At 38.5% G+C, this 17,251-nt stretch carries 17 protein-coding genes and 1 tRNA gene; 1 reads left to right on the top strand and 17 read right to left on the bottom strand.

The annotated features are described in order from the left end of the window. Nucleotides 1–12: 12 nt before the first annotated feature. The 5 genes from N3I35_08800 to N3I35_08780 all read right to left on the bottom strand — a co-directional run bounded on the left by N3I35_08800 (nucleotide 13) and on the right by N3I35_08780 (nucleotide 5,727). The gene (locus tag N3I35_08800) at nucleotides 13–1,293 is read right to left on the bottom strand and encodes a Ger(x)C family spore germination protein (GenBank protein MCX8130183.1); all 1,281 of its coding nucleotides are present in this window, start codon (nucleotides 1,291–1,293) and stop codon (nucleotides 13–15) included. Further along, nucleotides 1,290–2,396 carry a spore germination protein gene (locus N3I35_08795; protein MCX8130182.1) on the bottom strand — a complete coding sequence of 369 codons (1,107 nt, stop codon included), beginning with the start codon at nucleotides 2,394–2,396 and terminating at the stop codon, nucleotides 1,290–1,292. The genes N3I35_08800 and N3I35_08795 overlap by 4 nt, the downstream gene beginning before the upstream one ends. Continuing rightward, nucleotides 2,389–4,197 carry a spore germination protein gene (locus tag N3I35_08790; GenBank protein ID MCX8130181.1) on the bottom strand — a complete coding sequence of 603 codons (1,809 nt, stop codon included), beginning with the start codon at nucleotides 4,195–4,197 and terminating at the stop codon, nucleotides 2,389–2,391. The genes N3I35_08795 and N3I35_08790 overlap by 8 nt, the downstream gene beginning before the upstream one ends. Before the next feature lie 130 nt (nucleotides 4,198–4,327). Then, the gene (locus tag N3I35_08785) at nucleotides 4,328–4,789 is read right to left on the bottom strand and encodes a hypothetical protein (GenBank protein MCX8130180.1); all 462 of its coding nucleotides are present in this window, start codon (nucleotides 4,787–4,789) and stop codon (nucleotides 4,328–4,330) included. A 101-nt stretch (nucleotides 4,790–4,890) separates the two neighbouring features. After that, nucleotides 4,891–5,727, bottom strand: a complete 837-nt coding sequence (locus N3I35_08780; protein MCX8130179.1) for a 3D domain-containing protein — start codon at nucleotides 5,725–5,727, stop codon at nucleotides 4,891–4,893. A gap of 144 nt (nucleotides 5,728–5,871) precedes the next feature. On the opposite strand from N3I35_08780, the gene N3I35_08775 reads away from it, so the two are divergent. Beyond that, a tRNA-Pro gene (locus tag N3I35_08775) sits at nucleotides 5,872–5,949 on the top strand. 75 nt (nucleotides 5,950–6,024) lie between these two features. Here the strand turns inward: N3I35_08775 and N3I35_08770 are convergent. The 12 genes from N3I35_08770 to trpD all read right to left on the bottom strand — a co-directional run bounded on the left by N3I35_08770 (nucleotide 6,025) and on the right by trpD (nucleotide 17,216). After that, entirely contained in the window at nucleotides 6,025–6,165 is a 141-nt protein-coding gene (locus N3I35_08770) for a hypothetical protein (protein ID MCX8130178.1), read from the bottom strand. Between the two features lie 420 nt (nucleotides 6,166–6,585). Continuing rightward, entirely contained in the window at nucleotides 6,586–6,744 is a 159-nt protein-coding gene (locus tag N3I35_08765) for a hypothetical protein (GenBank protein MCX8130177.1), read from the bottom strand. A gap of 101 nt (nucleotides 6,745–6,845) precedes the next feature. Next, nucleotides 6,846–8,279, bottom strand: a complete 1,434-nt coding sequence (locus N3I35_08760; protein MCX8130176.1) for a trypsin-like peptidase domain-containing protein — start codon at nucleotides 8,277–8,279, stop codon at nucleotides 6,846–6,848. Between the two features lie 155 nt (nucleotides 8,280–8,434). Then, a complete protein-coding gene (locus tag N3I35_08755) occupies nucleotides 8,435–9,937 on the bottom strand; it encodes a cell wall metabolism sensor histidine kinase WalK (GenBank protein MCX8130175.1) in 1,503 nt (500 codons plus the stop codon). Nucleotides 9,938–9,948: 11 nt separating this feature from the next. Further along, on the bottom strand, nucleotides 9,949–10,635 hold the full coding sequence (locus N3I35_08750) for a response regulator transcription factor (GenBank protein MCX8130174.1): 687 nt from the start codon (nucleotides 10,633–10,635) through the stop codon (nucleotides 9,949–9,951). A gap of 204 nt (nucleotides 10,636–10,839) precedes the next feature. Then, the gene (locus N3I35_08745; protein MCX8130173.1) at nucleotides 10,840–11,025 is read right to left on the bottom strand and encodes a hypothetical protein; all 186 of its coding nucleotides are present in this window, start codon (nucleotides 11,023–11,025) and stop codon (nucleotides 10,840–10,842) included. Nucleotides 11,026–11,259: 234 nt separating this feature from the next. After that, nucleotides 11,260–12,546 carry a tetratricopeptide repeat protein gene (locus N3I35_08740; protein MCX8130172.1) on the bottom strand — a complete coding sequence of 429 codons (1,287 nt, stop codon included), beginning with the start codon at nucleotides 12,544–12,546 and terminating at the stop codon, nucleotides 11,260–11,262. Nucleotides 12,547–12,633: 87 nt separating this feature from the next. After that, nucleotides 12,634–13,428, bottom strand: coding sequence for a tryptophan synthase subunit alpha (trpA, locus tag N3I35_08735; protein MCX8130171.1), 795 nt, complete (start codon nucleotides 13,426–13,428; stop codon nucleotides 12,634–12,636). 83 nt (nucleotides 13,429–13,511) lie between these two features. Then, a complete protein-coding gene (gene trpB / locus N3I35_08730) occupies nucleotides 13,512–14,714 on the bottom strand; it encodes a tryptophan synthase subunit beta (protein MCX8130170.1) in 1,203 nt (400 codons plus the stop codon). A gap of 4 nt (nucleotides 14,715–14,718) precedes the next feature. Further along, nucleotides 14,719–15,369: a phosphoribosylanthranilate isomerase gene (locus N3I35_08725; protein MCX8130169.1), complete on the bottom strand. Its 651-nt coding sequence runs from the start codon at nucleotides 15,367–15,369 to the stop codon at nucleotides 14,719–14,721. Nucleotides 15,370–15,371: 2 nt separating this feature from the next. Continuing rightward, nucleotides 15,372–16,154, bottom strand: coding sequence for an indole-3-glycerol phosphate synthase TrpC (trpC, locus tag N3I35_08720; GenBank protein MCX8130168.1), 783 nt, complete (start codon nucleotides 16,152–16,154; stop codon nucleotides 15,372–15,374). A 27-nt stretch (nucleotides 16,155–16,181) separates the two neighbouring features. Next, entirely contained in the window at nucleotides 16,182–17,216 is a 1,035-nt protein-coding gene (trpD, locus tag N3I35_08715) for an anthranilate phosphoribosyltransferase (GenBank protein MCX8130167.1), read from the bottom strand. Nucleotides 17,217–17,251: the final 35 nt, after the last annotated feature.

The following is a 17,251-nucleotide window of genomic DNA, read 5'->3' as shown; positions in this document are numbered from 1 at the left end:
TATCCCACCCTCCTATTTTTCTATCGGTGAAGAACGTATAACAAGCCCGGGTCTTCTTATTTTCAGGTCCACCTCAACTTCAAACGAGGAATCCTTGTATTTTTCCAGCCATCTGTAGTCATGCCATTGCTCCCATGTAAGCATTTTTGCTTTTACTTCTTTTCCAAAACCACAAATATCACTTTCAAACTCTTTGGCTGTCCTGTTAAGGAATCTGGCTACTCCTTCTCTGACATAACCCTCATAAGCCTCCTCGAGTATACCTGTATTTTCAGTATCTTCGTAGTTTCTTCCGCTCTGTATGACCTGTATATCTGCTTCCAGCTTTATCCTTACAGTGATGTGAGGTTTATTGTCTTTTACTTCCACTTTGTATTGAGGTCTTCTGCTCTTTTTAGTATCAAGTATTACAAATTTTTCTTTTTCTATAGGATCATGTATTGTAATAAACGCTCTGTTAAACTCACCAGTGACCATAGTATAAAAGGTGGTTTCCTCGCCATCCAGTTCACCTACCATTTTTCCGCCTTTGAATACAGCCAGTCCCATAATTTCAGACTTAAGCTTGCTTTCTCTTGGAATGCTCCCAGCCTTAAAATCTCCTTCCAGGGGCTGAACTCTGCCCTTTTCACCGGCTGACGAATGTGCGACATCAAAATCACCTGAGGATTCATACCTGTTTACGCCTGCAAGTATTGCAACAGGTTGTGTATACAGAGCCTTCATACCGGTATAAAATCTGTAAAAGTCAGAACGTGCAGTAAAAGCAGTATATTTATGGGATTGAAACATCAGTTCATAGTATTTTGCCGGGTTTACCTCTATCTTTGGATTAACGGCCTTAATAAATTCTTCTGCTGATCCTTTGGAAACCGCTATATAGAGACTAGGTCTGGCTTCTCTGCCTCTTGGCAAGGCATTGATAATGTCCTGCATCCCCTCCTTTGCAAACTCCTTTGAAAAAACCATCAACTTGGTATGGGAAATATTAAGCTGTCTGCTGACAAGGTTATTAGCCATATTCATTCCAGAATAAATGGTAGGAGTCTCCAAAGTGACCATTTCTACGGCTTCATTCCCACCTTCGCCCCCGCCTCCTCCATTGCCACCAATAGCTTTAGGAACAGCTATTTGCAGAGTCATTTTCAGCTTGTTGGTTTTCCCTTTATCAATGCCTATAGATATGATATATGCCAAATCATCTATCTCTCTGCGATCATAGCAGCTTGAAAGTATACCTCCCAAAAACAGTGTAATAATCAGTATTGAAATCATCCTATTAAACCTGATCATTTTCCTGCCTCCTTCCTCTTCCTGGATTTCTTCACCAAACCGGCTGAATAAAGCAGTAAAATAGGAATAGCAAATGTAACAATCCAGATATAGTTTCTGAAATAGGCATGCTCAAGTTCCAATGCTGTCATGAGGTTTGGGGGAAGGAGACTGCATGTAAATACAAGTATAGCCATAGGAATGATTAATGGCTTGTAATACTCCAGTTTAAAGGTTTTTCTCAATATATGAAGTATCAGGAAGAAGCCCATGCCCAAATAAATAAATGCAGAGGTTGCCCATATCAGTACAAATACCGACTCAATCCTTTGAAAAAATCTGCCGTAATTTATCAGTCTTGCCAGCTGGTATATGGGTAAAAACCTTTCGACACCTATTGGAAAGGGATATACGAGTATGTAGACAACTGTTGTTATGAGAAACAGGATACCGGAAATTATAATAGTTATATATCCTACTGATCTAAAATTCTTTTTGGTTTTTATAAAGGGTGCAATAAAAAATATCAGGGATACAGCAGAAAATATCGAAAGTTTAAGAAAACCCTTGCCAAATATGTCAACAGGTCCAGTACCTAATACCGGTGTGAGATTTAGTATATCAAATGCAGGCGCAACACCTATCAGAATAATAAGCAAACCTCCTATTATTACCGGGATAATAATCGAACTGAATCTGACTATAGGCTCGATACCCAGGTAAGCCGCTGCTATCATCCCTGTTACAAAAAAAAGTGTGACAAAGCTTATAGGTGAAACAGGAAGGGCCACTATCTTCATATCCTCACAAAACTCTCTGAGTACAACCGTAATAGCAAAGGCTATGTATGAGGCAAATATTAATCCTATAATAATTCTTAAAATATTTCCGCCTGTCTCCTCGGCAATATCTATTAAATCCTTGCCTTCAAACCGGGAATAAAGCTTCGAAATTATTGCAAAAGATATCAAAGCAATGGCAGTCACGTATACAGGCACCATCCACCCCGCTGTTCCTGCCGTCTCAACCATTGACCTTGGAAAACCCAGTACTATCTGTGTTATTATAAGATTTACAAGGATGGCTACAGCCTCCCATCTCCCAAATGTAATATTATTACTCATTCTCTTTACCCTCCCTGTTGCCGTCATCTTTCCACTCTCTGCTAATATGTGGCTGCTTTCTTTTAGCTTTAGGACTTATATAGTCAGGCCTGTATTCCTGCTTCCAGATCGGCAGTCTGAGAAGTGTATCAAAAACAGTACCGTTTGTCCTCGGGCCAAAAGGTGCCAGAAACGGGATACCAAAGGATTTTGCGCTTACAAACCACATTCCCTGGAGAAATAATCCCGTAGTAATTCCAAGAAAACCTGCTAATGCTCCAAGGAATATATAAGCAAACCTTACTATCCTGAAGCCGAAGGCCAGCGAAAAATTTGGTATAGCAAAGGAACCTATTCCTGTAACAGCAACCACAATTATGAGAATCGGACTTACAATGTTTGCCTCAACAGCCGCCTGTCCCAATATCAGAGCACCGATTATGCCCAGTGTAGGGCCTATGGGACCCGGAATCCTAATACCTGCTTCACGAATAAGCTCAAAGGCAATTTCCATTATAAGTATCTCTACTACAGAAGGGAAAGGCACCTTTTCCCTTGCAGCTTCTATAGCAAACAGCAAATCCGTAGGTATCATCTCGTGATGATAATTTGTAATAGCTACATATATTCCAGGAAGCAGAAGAGAGAGCAATATGCCAAGCAACCTGATAAATCTTAGCATTGTTCCATATGGAAATCTCAGATATGCATCTTCTGGAGACTGTATAAGTGTGTGCACTGTAGTAGGCATTACCAGTACAAACGGGCTGCCATGAACAGCTACAGCCACTTTGCCGTCTATAAGCATTGTAGCTACCCTGTCCGGTCTCTCGGTAGAAATAATCTGTGGAGATGGAAGAAGGGTATTATCTTCAATGAACTGTTCAAGCTCACCGGATTCGTTAATATAGTCTACTTTTATACTTTTTAGTCTCCGCCGTACCTCATCGACAAGAGATTTGTTTGCAATATCCTTTATATACATCATGGAAATAGGAGTTTTGCTTCTCTTTCCTATTTCCATGTTTTCTACTATCAGGTCTTCATCCTTCAAGCGCTTTCTCACAAGTGCAGTACTTGTCCTTAAAGTTTCGTTAAAGCCTTCCTGAGGCCCCCTTATCACTAACTCGGTGTTAGGCCTTTCTATGCCTCTGGCTCCCCACCCCTTGACATCAGCAGTTAATGCACTGTCCATACCATCGACAAAGATACCGCATCCACCGAAATTTACATCATCAACAATTTTTTGGTATTGCTTTACTTCCTTTACCTGATTAAAAGGCATTATGTTCTTTCTTATGTATTCAGAAATACTTTTCAGATCTCCTTTGGTTTCTAAATTCGAAAGCAGCATTAAAGGCTGAAGGATATTATCGTTTATGACTTTCCTGTCGGTCATCCCATCGATGAATATCATAAATGCGCTTATAGACCTATCCTTTACAGTAATGTCAAATTCTCTTATGATGATATCCCCATTCGTAGGAACATTATATACCCTCTTCATATAGGTCAGGTTTTCAGAAAGCTTCTTGCTTATTTCTGAAGCTTTTTCCTCTGTCTCTTCCTTCTCTATATTATCTTCACCCCTCACTTTGATACCTTTTTTATCCTGCATATCCGATGAGTTTTCATCGTCGTCAATGAGTTTTTTTATTTTTGCCGGCTCCTTCTTTTTGCTTTCCTTGTCATTTTTTGCTTTCACCTCAGTTTTTTCATCTTCTTCCTGTATGAGCTCATTCTCTTTTAGTATGAATTTCTCAACTTTTTTAGGTTCTTCAAATAAAAGCATGCTGGCCAAAATCTTTTTAAAATTCTGCACTAAATTCACTCCTTTTAAAGGAAATATCCATGCCAAAACATTCGAGTTTAGTATTAGTGTATTTAGGCACAAATATACAAAAAAGGCAACCGTATTACATACGGACTGCCCTTTTAAAAAATTGTTTCCATTATTTGATTTTATAAGAACCCCTTACAAGTACCCATACCTTTGCCGTAATCTTTATTCCTCTGCCATCGTCCCTTGAAGATATTAACAGGTGGTTGTAAGGTATAGCCACACCCGATGATATATCCTTGCCTGCAGTTACGTCAGAAAGTCCTCCATAGCTTCCCCTGATTGCTGCAGCTTTTCCGGCTCTTAAGACTATTTCTGTGCCTGCACCTGTAATCAGCTGCTTTCCTGCACCTACTTCAAGTACTATAAATTTGGATTGTTTGTTTAGTTTATCTATACTGCTTTTGAGTCCGTTATCTTTTTTATCCACGTAGCCCTGAGTTACTAAAGGATCACCGTCAGATCCGGGTTCTGCAGCAGGTGTTTCAGTGACAGCCTGTACGATTTGGCCCAGAAAAAAACTTAATACTATTGCCGCCATAATAGCAGCATAAGACTTTTTCAACTTTTTCATCTGTACCCCCAAAACTTTTATTTTCATCATGTAAGTACCGAAAGCTGAGTATGGTCTATATGATACCATACTTTGTTTTTCTTTTATCAAGCCAATTTATGTCAGGTTAAGAAATCTATTTTATCTACTTTTCCATTTCCCAGCTTTACAAGATATACATCCCATTTTCTTACACCAAGCATTTTTGCAAACTTTTTATCAAATACCGCAAAGTCAAACCTGTGCTTCCCTTTTATAGCACTTCCTGAATCCATGGCAACCGCATAACCCAGTCCCTTGATATAAAATATCGTTCCAAAAGGCCAGTGTTTTCCGTCGATAGCAAGAGATATTCCCGGTATAATCGGCTTTCCTGAATTGGTAATACCATTATTATTTCCACATTCTTTCCTGCTTGGTGTATACGCAGTACCGGTAAATTTACCTACATAAGTTCCCCTTTCGACTTCACCCCTGGATGAAAATCCGGTAAATTTGGTAAAGCTTTGAGGCTTTATTCCTACTGAAGCAGCCATTTTTAGAGTGTTTTGCAGAGCGATATTATCATCCATAAGCTCTTTATTTTTCTTCATAAGCTCTGCATTTTTACGTTTTATTTCTTCTATCGATTTTAAAATTTCCTGGTTTTCTCTGCTTATTCTTTCATACTTTTCTTCCAAGTGTTCATTCTCTTCTACAAGTTCCTTTCTTTTCATATCAAGAGCATGCCTGTCATCCTTTATCGCCTTCACATTATTGAATACCCCTGTATACTGCAATTCCATGCTTGCATATTTGTTGTACAATGAGAGGTTGTTGTAGCACATGGCCGCCAATAGCATAAAAAGAACACATACTACAAAAAAATATGCGTTTATGATTCTTCTTAACGACTTTCGTTTATACTTTCCTTTACTTCCTTGAGGCTTGCATGTTTCTGAGGCCTCATCGTCACTCATATATTTCAACTCCTTGGTTTATTTTTTGCTTTATTAAGCCTGTTTTTTATTATTTTCCACATATTTAAACATTTATTCATATTGAAAAAGTTTATTTAAATATTGCCTTTTAAAAACTTATATGCTATAATTATTAAGCGTTATCGGGATGTAGCTCAGTTTGGCTAGAGTACTTGCTTGGGGTGCAAGGGGTCGCGTGTTCAAGTCACGTCATTCCGACCAAAGCAAAATAGAGGATTTCAAATTTGAAATCCTCTATTTTTATGTAAATCAAAATCAGTTAATCAAAACTAAAGGTTATACCATAGCTTCATCATCCAGCTCATCATCATATTCAGGCGTTATCTCATCCGTCGCGTCCATGCATTCAAGGCAAACACCTGTTATAGGGTCAATTTCCTCAGTTTGCTTATGGCAAAGGCTACAGCAGGTATACATCCTTCCCCCTCCTTCAGCAGTTATCAGCTAAAGCTCCAAGTACAATAATTATAACGGATTTATATTATCCAGTCTTTTACTTGTCATTCTTAAGCTCTTTAAGCAGCTCTATAATCTCGTCCAGCTTTTTGCCAAACATGTTTTCCAATTCATTTATCCTCTCAAGTATCTCTTCATTACTGGTAGACATAAATTACCCCGCATTTTTTAGTATTATTTGTTACCAGATTATTATATACATACTTTATACTTAAATCAATCTGTTGTGCTGAATGAATCCTATTGCAAGTTCCGTCAATATGCTCTAAGCCGGTACATAAGCGTTTCAAGGAATTAGTGCAACGAGCTAATCGATTGTATAAACAAATATATATTCATATAAAAAGAGAGTCTTGCTCAGACTCTCTAAACTAAAAATAATCAGCTAATAATTACTTCTTGACTACTATTTACTTCGCCCGGGTCAACAAAACGTACCCATAAATAATCCATTATGTTAATGGGAAGATAGACAACCCATAATACACTTAAAATCAATAATCTTAAAACAACCGGAATAATCCTTAACACTGCCATCATTAAAACCACCCGCTATTCTTCTACTACAATAAATATTATAAATGTTGGATGGTAAGATTTCCATTACATGGCACTTACAACTATGTTTCAATTATATTACGTTAATTCTTGTTCTCACCAAGCACTATCTTCAGCTTATGATATTTTTCGTCGGAATACCTGTATACTTCCATTTCTACTTCTTCCCCTGGTTTGTGTTTATTCTTCAGGTTTTCAAGTTCATTGAAAGTAGTAATCTTTTTCCCGTCAAATTTTACTATAATATCATTTTTTTGCACCCCAGCCTTGTTTGCACCACTAAAAGGCGTTACGCCGCTAACCAGCAGACCAAAAGGAACATTATACTGCTTTGCCATTTCTTCAGTGAATTCCTGGTCTATAGTCACTCCAAGTAATGGTCTTCCTTTTACATATTTAAACTCAATCAGGCTGTCTGTAATTTCCTTTGCCTTGTTGATGGGAATTGCAAATCCTAACCCCTCAAAGCCCTGTGCGACGATCTTTGAGCTATTCACACCTACAATCTGTCCCTTTGAGTTTACAAGTGCTCCGCCGCTGTTTCCGGGATTAATGGATGCATCAGTCTGAATTAGTTTTAGCTCACTGTTATCCTCAGCAGAAATTGTTCTATTCACTCCACTGATAACTCCTACCGTTACAGAACCCATAAACTCCAAACCACCGGGATTACCGATAGCAACAGCAAGCTCCCCGACTTTCAACTCATCCGAGTTGCCCAACTCTGCCGCAGGCAAACCTGTAGCATTTATTTTTAGAACAGCGAGGTCGGTTTTTGCATCACGCCCTACAACCTGTGCAATGTACGGTTTGTTTATCTGATTTGGAAGAATTACCTCGATTTTAGCTCCTTTATTAAGTGTACCCGTAGAAGAATCTATAGCTCCTGCAACAACATGGTTATTTGTCATTATATATCCGTCACTTTTTATAATTATTCCTGACCCCTCGGAAGCAGGCTGTTGCGCACCAAATCCAAAGAAATCCTGAACTCTGCCTGATTCTACCCTGATACCTACTATTGAAGGGCTTACTTTTTCTGCTATAGCAGAAACAGGTGAATCGGTTTTTTCAATTTCAACTTTTTTCAGTACACTGGAATTATTCTGTGCAGCAGTTTGCTTACCAGGGATGAAATTTCCAAAATAGCTTTTTACTGTAGGCTGTACAGCTGAAGGTACAAACACCAGAACTACCCCCACTAGTGCCCCTCCCAAAATTGCACTCATCAAGGATGCCAGTATTAACTGAAGCAGGCTGATTCCTTTCTTCCCATTTGTTTTTTTATACCTCTCCGTATAGAAAGATGGAGTTTTGTAACTATCATTCCTGTCATTGCTGCCACTAGAATATGAATTATTTGCAAAAGCAGCATTCTGCTGGAAATAACTGCCCTGATTTGTGCCAGCAGCTGTGTTTTCTGTGCCTAGATTCTCACCCTTTGAGTTATAACTGATGGTATCGCTGTCAATATTTGCATCACTAATTACGTTTTCATTCTTTTCAAAATTTTCCATACCAGGTCATCTCCTTTATACATACTGACTTTAATTACTTTATATAGCTGACGTTCCTCTGTCAATTCAAATGCAAATCTATGCTATGTTTCATTCTAAAAAACTATTTTGAAAAAACTATGACTAAATTGTTAACAATAATATACTAAAATAAATTATTCCGAATCCACACGTTTATCCAGTGTAAACGTAAACCTGGTCCCTTCACCTACTTCACTTTCAACCCATATTTCCTGTTTATGCTCATTTACTATGTTTTTAATAATAGCAAGTCCCAATCCGGTGCCGGTCTTATCCTTTCCTCTAGACTTATCGGATTTGTAGAATCTGTCCCATATCAGGTTCAGCTCATCTTTTTCAATGCCGATTCCCGTATCTTGAACAGATACATATATTTTACCTTTCTGCGAATAAGTGCTAAGAGATATCTTTCCTTTTTCATCAGTAAACTTGATTGCATTATGCACAAGATTTATTATCACTCTTTCGATAGCATCAGCATCAGCGTTTACCAACATGTCTTCTTCCTCAAAGCTGGCTTCAACCAGTATGCCTTTTCGTTCAATTATGGCTTCAAGCTTAATAATGCATCTTCTTATGAGTTCATTTATATCAAAGTTTTTAAGTGTCAGCTTTGTTTCTCCTGCCTCCATTCTTGCAAGATCAAGCAAGTCATTTACCAGCCTGTTCAACCTGCTTGTTTCATCTCTTACAATTTTCAGATAATCAGCATGTTTTTCCGGTGGTATTACTCCATCAAGTATACCGTCAATAAAGCCTCTTATAGAGGTCATTGGTGTTCTTAATTCATGCGAAACATTTGCAATAAAGCCTCTACGCATCTCCTCAAGATTCTGCAATGCAACCGCCATCTGATTAAAGCTCCTGGCAAGTTCTCCGACTTCATCCTGCGATTTGATATCCAGTCTTTCGTGAAATTCACCGCCCGCAATTATTTTGGCTGCATTTCTTATTTGTTTAAGAGGTTTGGAAATTCTTCTTGAAAAAATATAAACCAATATTATAGAAACCAATATGGCAATAGATACGGAAATGAGGAACAGCTTTATCACTGAAGTCCTCACACCGAGAACTTCCGGTATCGGGGTGCTTAAGTATACGGCACCCAGTACTTTTTCCTTACCGTTATTGTCAATATACTTAAATGGTTTTTCTATAGTCAGCCACGGTACTTGAGTATCCTTGAAGAGCCCGTAAAAATCACCGTTTTCCTGAATATATTCCTTCTTACCCGCCATTACTTCCTTATACTGCCTTTCATCCGGAAGCCTCAGTATCCCGGACTGGTCAGTAATCTGCTTTTTTACATGATTTTCGATAGTCTGTCCAAATACGCCTGAAACATTAAAAATCAATTTTCCTTCAGCATTTACTACCCAAATCAGTGATAAGGTACTTGAACTGTATGATTCCAGAATTTCATTGAAAATAACGGCCGTAAGCTGATTATTCTGATTTTCGACATATATTTTCAGGAATGAATTTAATTTCTCAGCGCTTTTGTCCAGTACACTTACCTTTTCCTTCAGTACAAAATCACTAAGAAAATAGTAAAGCATTACCCCTGCAACAGAAAAACTCACAAGCAGTATTGCAACAAATATGGCAATAAGCTTGCTGAATATGGTTTTAAACATGGTTTGCAACCTCATTTCACCTCAAACTTATATCCTACACCCCATACAGTCTTCAGCTGCCACTTCTGGTTTTCCGTCTCTATTTTTTCTCTTAATCTTTTTACATGGACATCTACGGTCCTTGAATCCCCATAAAAATCGAAACCCCAGACATGTTCCAAAAGCTGCTCTCTTGTAAATACCTTGTTTGGGTTTGATGCCAGAAAGAATAAAAGTTCCAGCTCTTTTGGGGGCAATTCTATATTTCTTCCACTAAGCTTAACGGTATAGTTTGATTTGTTAACAACAAGGTTTGGGTATACTATCTCCTGCATATCAGCTTCCTTGTGTTCATACCGTCTCAATACAGCCTTTACTCTTGCTACCAGCTCCTTCGGCTCAAAAGGCTTCACCATATAATCATCAGCACCAAGCTCCAGACCCAAAACCTTGTCAAAGGTTTCCCCCTTTGCTGTCAGCATGATTATCGGTATGCTGCTGATTTTTCTGATTTCCCTGCAAACCTGCCAGCCATCGATACCCGGAAGCATAATATCCAAAACGACAATGTTCGGCGTAAATTCCTTAAATAATTCCAGACCCTTTATTCCGTTATATACCGGTTGAACTTCATAACCTTCCTTCTCAAGATATAGCCGGATCAGCTCACAAATATTGATATCATCATCTATAACCAATACTTTCAATTTATTATTCATGTTTATGTCACCTTCAAATTATTTTAGAGGATTTCGTGTAAAGAAGCGATAATCAAATTATACAAATAAATAATACCATTTATGTATTGTTCCAACAATGTATAAAATGTAAACAATATTTGAACAAAATATAAAACTGAAACATTATTAATAACAAAAAGCTACCCTATATAAATGAGGATAGCTTCAAACTTTCTTTGATTGTTAGTTTAGTATTTCATTGCGCATAGTAATATTGTTAAGTACAAAGTTATTAAGCTTGATCTCTTCATGCATCTTTTTCTGTTCCGCTTTAATTTCATTTATACTTTCAATAAGCTGTTTCTGACCGTCAACAAGCATCTTCAGCATTTCATATATCTCTATCAGTGTTTTGTTTTCCTCACTCATTTCATCCCTCCTGATTACCTTGACAACTTAATAAAGCAAACTAACATCAATTTATATAGGAATAAATTAGTTTTTCTTCTACAGCTTGTCTTGATTTTTCTCTATTTTATCATATTTTTGATTTTTGAAAACATGCTTTTAGTATAAAATTACAGAATATTTTTGTTGATTATATACAATAAAAAAGAATTCCAAGGAAACCCTTGAAATTCCTTTTTTAAATTTTTCCTGTCATCAACCGCCTATGAATGCTTTATAATCGTCTGTATTGCGGATATTGTCAAAATCCTTGTCAGCCTTTGCTGTTTCCTTAAAACTTTCATCAAGTTCAACAGCTTTTTTCAGGTTTTCCAACGCTTCTTTAGGCTTATTCAGCAGGGAGTATGAGCATGCAATATTATAGTATAATGTAGGATCATCAGGTGCTATTTTAAGTGCACTTTCTAGAACATTTATAGCTTCTTCGTATTTTCCCTGTTTATATAATATACTGCCTTTCTTGTGATACGCTGCTATGACTTCCGGCATCAATTCAATTGCTTTATCCAGTGCAGCTATGGCATCTGCATCCTTTCCCATATCTGCCAGACTTATTCCTTTATAGTAATATGCAAATACATCTTTTGAGTCCACGCTTATCAAGTAATCTGCAACCTCTACAGCCTCTTCATAACTCTTTAAGTAATAAAGTGAAATTACTGCATTTGCATAAGCCCCAGTATGCTCGGGATCGAGCTCCAAAACACGGTTAAGTGCAGTCAGTGCATCCTCATATTTCTCCAGAGAGTTTAGTGACAGTCCTTTATAAAAGTATGCATCAACGTTTTCAGGATCAAGCTTTATAGCTTTGTCGCATACAACTATCGCTTCCTCATACTTACCTGTATCATGTAAAACCATGCTTTTATTAACATAAGCATCTACATATTTGGGATTATACTGTATTGCCTTGTCATAAGCAGCAATTGCCTCTTCAGTTTTTCCAAGCCTATTTAGCACAGAACCCTTATTCATATATGCAACAGAATGCTTTGGTGCCAGTTTTATCGCCATATCAAAAGCCTTAAGAGCGTCATCATATTTTTCTAGAACAAATAATGCATGCCCTTTATCGCAGTAGGCATCAGCATATTTTGAATTGTATTTGATTGCAAGATCATACTGTTTTACTGCTTCAGCATATTTTCCCTGGCAGGACAATACGTCAGCTTTGTAAAAGTAAGCTTCCGCATACTTAACATTCAGTTTTATTGCCATGTCAAGAGCTTTTATCGCATCCGCATATTTCTCCAGGTAATCAAGGCATATTCCTTTTTTCAAATATGCTTCAGCATATTTCGAATTGAGTTTTATTGCTTTATCATAAGCTTGTACAGCTTCCTGGTATTTTCCCTGTGTCATCAGTGTGTTTCCCTGCTTCATATAGTCTTTATATGTGAGTGGTTTGGCGGCAAAAACAGTTGCCGTAAGTAAATTCATAACTACAAATACAATCAGAACTAAGCTCAAACATTTTTTCATCTTTTTCACGTTTCCTCCCTAAAAATGTAGTATTATGTCAAAAAAATTCTACCACAAACGGTATACTTTGGGAAGTATTTATTTGTTTCATTCATCCATAGCACTACGCAGTTCCTGAACGAACGAACCTACATTATTTACAGCTTGATCTGCATTTTTACCGTTCTCTACCAGCTTGACAATGGCACTTCCTATAATCAAGCCATCACAGTAGTTCTTAAGCTTTCTGATATGCTCTGCATTTGATATTCCAAAACCGATTGCTTTCGGTATTTCTGCAACCCTGTTCACATACGAAAAGAATTCATCAAAATCAGTACCAAATTCACTTCTTATGCCGGTAACCCCAAGTGAAGACACACAGTACAAAAAACCTTTGGAGTTTTTTGATATTTTTTCTATCCTGTCTTTTGAAGTCGGAGTAACCAACGTTATCAGGTGAACATTATACATGACTGCAAGATCATCTAACTCACCTTGTTCCTCATAAGGCAGATCCGGAATAATCAAGCCGTCTACCCCGCAAGACCGGCAGTCCGTAAAGAATTTTTCAGGACCGTATTGAAAAATGCAGTTAAAATAAAGCAGATAGAGTATGGGAACTTTTACATCCCTTCTGATTTCTCTAACCGTTTCCATAATATCCTTTATTTTGATTCCATTGCCAAGAGCCCTTGCATTTGCCCTCTGAATCACAGGTCCTTCAGCTATAGGATCTGAATAAGGTATTCCAAGCTCTATGATATCTGCTCCCTTTTCTTCCATCTCTTTTACCAGCCTTCTTGTTGTGTTTAAATCCGGGTCTCCGGCTGTAATAAAGGTTATCAGGGCTTTTCTGTTTTGTTTTCTTAACTCTGCAAACCTTTGATCTATCCTGTTCATAAAAAACCTCCGTAACTATTAAAATCAATACATAGAACACACGTAATAGCAATATACCTGTCAATATTAGAAAAAAAACACTCTTATAAATTATCTTCCGAAATATTCTCTCCCATATACTTCGCTATGGAATAGACATCCTTGTCCCCTCTGCCCGACAAGTTTACAACGATTATTTTGCTTTTTGGAAGTTCGGGGGCTATCTTCATAGCATATGCTACAGCATGGGCACTCTCAATAGCCGGAATAATACCCTCTGTCCTTGTAAGGTATCTGAATGCTTCTACAGCCTCTCTATCTGTAACAGGTACGTATTGTGCGCGGCCACTGCTGTACAGATAGGCATGTTCAGGTCCTATACCAGGATAATCCAGGCCAGCAGAAATAGAATAAACAGGGTTGATCTGTCCATCCTTATCCTGAAGGAAGTAAGATTTCATCCCGTGCAAAACGCCTACGCTTCCTTTAGTCAAAGTCGCTGCATGCATATTGGTATCAATACCTTCGCCTGCAGCTTCAGCTCCTATAAGCTTCACTTCTTCCTCTCTGATAAACGGATAAAACAACCCCATGGCATTACTGCCTCCACCCACACATGCAAGGAGGTAATCCGGATACCTGCCTTCCTTCTCTATAATCTGTTCCTTTACTTCCTTCCCGATAACGCTTTGAAAATCACGAACCATCATTGGATACGGGTGAGGTCCCATTACTGATCCAAGTACATAAAATGTATCATTTACTCTTGATGCCCACTCCCGCATAGCTTCATTACAAGCATCCTTTAAAGTACAGGTTCCTGAAAGCACCTGACGCACTTCAGCCCCAAGCAGCCTCATGCGGAAGACATTAAGCGCCTGCCGTTCCATGTCTTCTCTACCCATAAATACTTCGCATTCCAATCCGAACAATGCAGCAGCCGTTGCAGTTGCTACACCATGCTGACCTGCTCCTGTTTCAGCTATAACCCTTTTCTTTCCCATCCTTTTAGCAACAAGAACCTGCCCTAGTACGTTATTTACCTTATGTGAGCCTGTGTGGTTTAGATCTTCCCTCTTAAGATAAATCTTTGCTCCGCCAAGATCTTTTGTCATTTTTTCTGCATAGTACAAAAGTGATGGTCTTCCTGCATACTCCTTGAAATAGAATTCTAATTCCTTTATGAATTCAGGATCGTTTTTCAGCTTTTCATATTCTGATTCCAACTCTATCAACGCATTCATAAGCGTTTCCGGAACATACTGACCTCCAAACTCTCCAAAACGCCCCTTTTTATTTACAGCCATAATTTTACCTCCACTCTTTTACAACATCTATAAAATCCCTTATTTTTTCTTCATCTTTATAGCCTTCAGTTTCAACACCACTACTGACATCTACCCCAAAAGGCTCTACCATATTCATAGCTTCTTTAATATTTCCGGGATTTAGTCCGCCAGCCAAAATAATTCTTCCATAGCTTTTAGCCTTTATGGCAAGCTTCCAGTCAAATGTTTTTCCTATTCCCCCGTATGCCTTTTCAGCAAAAGCATCAAGGACAAAAGCGTCTGCATCATAATACTTCATTTGTCCGACAGATTCCAAATCCTTTACCCTGATCGCTTTCCAAACCTGTATATCTTCTGGTCGAGAAATCAATCTACAGTTTTTAAGCTTTTCTTTTAAACCATAGATATATTCCGGAGGCTCATTTCCATGTATCTGGACAATATCAAGACTGCATTCCGCTACTGTATGTACTACGTTTTCCATACTTTCATCGACAAAAATACCTGCCTTTTTTATTCCTCCATCTAACAAACCTGCCAGATTCTTGACAGCTTCTATCCCTAACCTGCGCTTACTTTCAGCAAAAACAAATCCTACATAATCAGGCTTGTACTTGTTAACATACAGTATGTCTTCCTGTCTTTTCAGACCGCATATCTTTACTCTTACCATGGCTACACCGCTCTCAGTTCGTTGATTTTATCACTTATTGACCCGGCACGCATAAATGTCTCACCAATAAGCACCGCATCAACTCCAAGCTCTTTAAGGTATCTCATATCCTCAGGAGTTTTTATTCCGCTTTCACTTACTACTGCCCTGTCGTGAGGAATAAAATTCATAAGCTTTTCTGTCGTTTTCAGGTCCACATTAAAGGTCTTTAAATCCCTGTTATTAATACCTATAATTTTCGCACCCGCTTCCAGAGCCCTGTCAAGCTCTTCCCTGTCATGCACTTCAACCAGGCACTGCATACCGAGTATCCCTGCCACAAGCTGAAATTTCTTTAACTCTTCATCGGAGAGAATAGAAACAATCAGCAATATTGCATCAGCACCGAGGCATCTGGATTGATACACCTGCCACAAGTCAATAATGAAATCCTTTCTGAGTACCGGTACAGGAATATTCTGTCTTATCTTTACAAGATAGTCATCACTGCCCATGAAAAAATTCTTTTCCGTCAGCACCGATATTGCCTGGACATTTGAATTACTGTATTCTTTGGCTATTTTTATTGGATCAAAATCCTCTTTGATAACCCCTTTTGAAGGTGATGCCTTTTTGACTTCAGCTATAATAGAAATTTCACCTTTACGTTTTATGGCTTTATAAAAGTCCTGTGCAGCATGCAGGCCCGACCTCTTTACCCTTTGTTTCCAGCCTTCAATTGAAAGATGCTTCATTTCTTCATTCAACTGGAGTTTTTTCTGTTCTACTATCCTATCTAATATCATTTGACCCTCTCCCATACAATTCTTTGTTCAACCAACCTTTTCACCTTGTACGAAACTTTGCGTGTATTCTCTCAACTCATTTATCTTTTTTATCGCCTTTCCGGAATCAATAATATCTGCGGCTAATTCGATTCCGTCCTTTATGCTACCGGCCAATTTTCCTATATATAGAGCAGCGGAAGCATTAAGCAGCACTATATCACGCCTTGCTCCTTTTTCTCCGCTAAAAATATCAGTGATGATTTTTGCATTATGCTGTGCATCCCCACCCTTAAGTTCGTCTGCTGCTGCTCTTCTTATACCATACTCTTCAGGACTTATCCTATAGCTTGTTACTTTTCCGTCTTTTACCTCCGAAACCATGGTCTCGTCAGCAACGGTTATTTCATCCAGCCCATCGTTCCCGTGTATTATCATTGCTTTTTCCACACCCAGATTCAGCAGGACATTTGCCACAGGTTCTGTAAGCCTGCCGTCAAATACCCCCAGTACCTGCCCGTTGGCATTTGCAGGGTTTGTTAATGGCCCGAGGATATTGAATATCGTCCTTATTCCAAGCTCACGCCTAGGCCCTGCAGCATGCTTCATAGACTTATGGAATGCAGGTGCAAACATGAAGCCTATACCCACTTTTTCTATACAGCACTTAACCTGTTCAGGAGTCAGTGAAATATTTATTCCAAAAGCCTCAAGTACATCAGCGCACCCGCATTTACTCGAAATTGACCGGTTTCCATGCTTTGCGACTACTACCCCTCCCGCAGCTGCAACAAATGCAGAAGCGGTAGATATGTTAAATGTATTTGCACCATCGCCGCCTGTACCACATGTATCAATATAATAAGGAACATCAGGCTGAATCCTGTCTGCTTTTTCTCTCATTACCCTTGCACATCCCGTTATTTCCTCTATAGACTCGCCTTTTATCCTCAGAGCAGTAATGAAACTGCCTATTTGTGCCTGAGTTGCCTCGCCCTCCATGATACAGTTCATAGCCTCCATAATTTCAGTTTCAGTCAGGTCCTGACCTTCTGCAAGCTTCCGGATTGCACTTTTTATCATAACTTACTCTCTCCTCTCATCAAATCTCATCTATT

The sequence above is a fragment of the Clostridia bacterium genome (assembly GCA_026414765.1).
Taxonomy (GTDB): domain Bacteria; phylum Bacillota; class Clostridia; order Acetivibrionales; family DSM-27016; genus SKW86.
This window is presented reverse-complemented; position numbering and strand designations above follow the sequence as displayed.

What these genes read in the sequence shown, in the direction of transcription:
- N3I35_08740 (MCX8130172.1), bottom strand. Translation starts at nt 12,546, where the DNA reads ATGAAAAAATGTTTGAGCTTAGTTCTGATTGTATTTGTAGTTATGAAT.
- N3I35_08780 (MCX8130179.1), bottom strand. Translation starts at nt 5,727, where the DNA reads ATGAGTGACGATGAGGCCTCAGAAACATGCAAGCCTCAAGGAAGTAAA.
- N3I35_08750 (MCX8130174.1), bottom strand. Translation starts at nt 10,635, where the DNA reads ATGAATAATAAATTGAAAGTATTGGTTATAGATGATGATATCAATATT.
- N3I35_08785 (MCX8130180.1), bottom strand. Translation starts at nt 4,789, where the DNA reads ATGAAAAAGTTGAAAAAGTCTTATGCTGCTATTATGGCGGCAATAGTA.
- trpB (MCX8130170.1), bottom strand. Translation starts at nt 14,714, where the DNA reads ATGGCTGTAAATAAAAAGGGGCGTTTTGGAGAGTTTGGAGGTCAGTAT.
- N3I35_08800 (MCX8130183.1), bottom strand. Translation starts at nt 1,293, where the DNA reads ATGATCAGGTTTAATAGGATGATTTCAATACTGATTATTACACTGTTT.
- N3I35_08755 (MCX8130175.1), bottom strand. Translation starts at nt 9,937, where the DNA reads ATGTTTAAAACCATATTCAGCAAGCTTATTGCCATATTTGTTGCAATA.
- N3I35_08760 (MCX8130176.1), bottom strand. Translation starts at nt 8,279, where the DNA reads ATGGAAAATTTTGAAAAGAATGAAAACGTAATTAGTGATGCAAATATT.
- N3I35_08725 (MCX8130169.1), bottom strand. Translation starts at nt 15,369, where the DNA reads ATGGTAAGAGTAAAGATATGCGGTCTGAAAAGACAGGAAGACATACTG.
- N3I35_08745 (MCX8130173.1), bottom strand. Translation starts at nt 11,025, where the DNA reads ATGAGTGAGGAAAACAAAACACTGATAGAGATATATGAAATGCTGAAG.
- trpD (MCX8130167.1), bottom strand. Translation starts at nt 17,216, where the DNA reads ATGATAAAAAGTGCAATCCGGAAGCTTGCAGAAGGTCAGGACCTGACT.
- trpC (MCX8130168.1), bottom strand. Translation starts at nt 16,154, where the DNA reads ATGATATTAGATAGGATAGTAGAACAGAAAAAACTCCAGTTGAATGAA.
- N3I35_08765 (MCX8130177.1), bottom strand. Translation starts at nt 6,744, where the DNA reads ATGATGGCAGTGTTAAGGATTATTCCGGTTGTTTTAAGATTATTGATT.
- N3I35_08795 (MCX8130182.1), bottom strand. Translation starts at nt 2,396, where the DNA reads ATGAGTAATAATATTACATTTGGGAGATGGGAGGCTGTAGCCATCCTT.
- N3I35_08770 (MCX8130178.1), bottom strand. Translation starts at nt 6,165, where the DNA reads ATGTATACCTGCTGTAGCCTTTGCCATAAGCAAACTGAGGAAATTGAC.
- trpA (MCX8130171.1), bottom strand. Translation starts at nt 13,428, where the DNA reads ATGAACAGGATAGATCAAAGGTTTGCAGAGTTAAGAAAACAAAACAGA.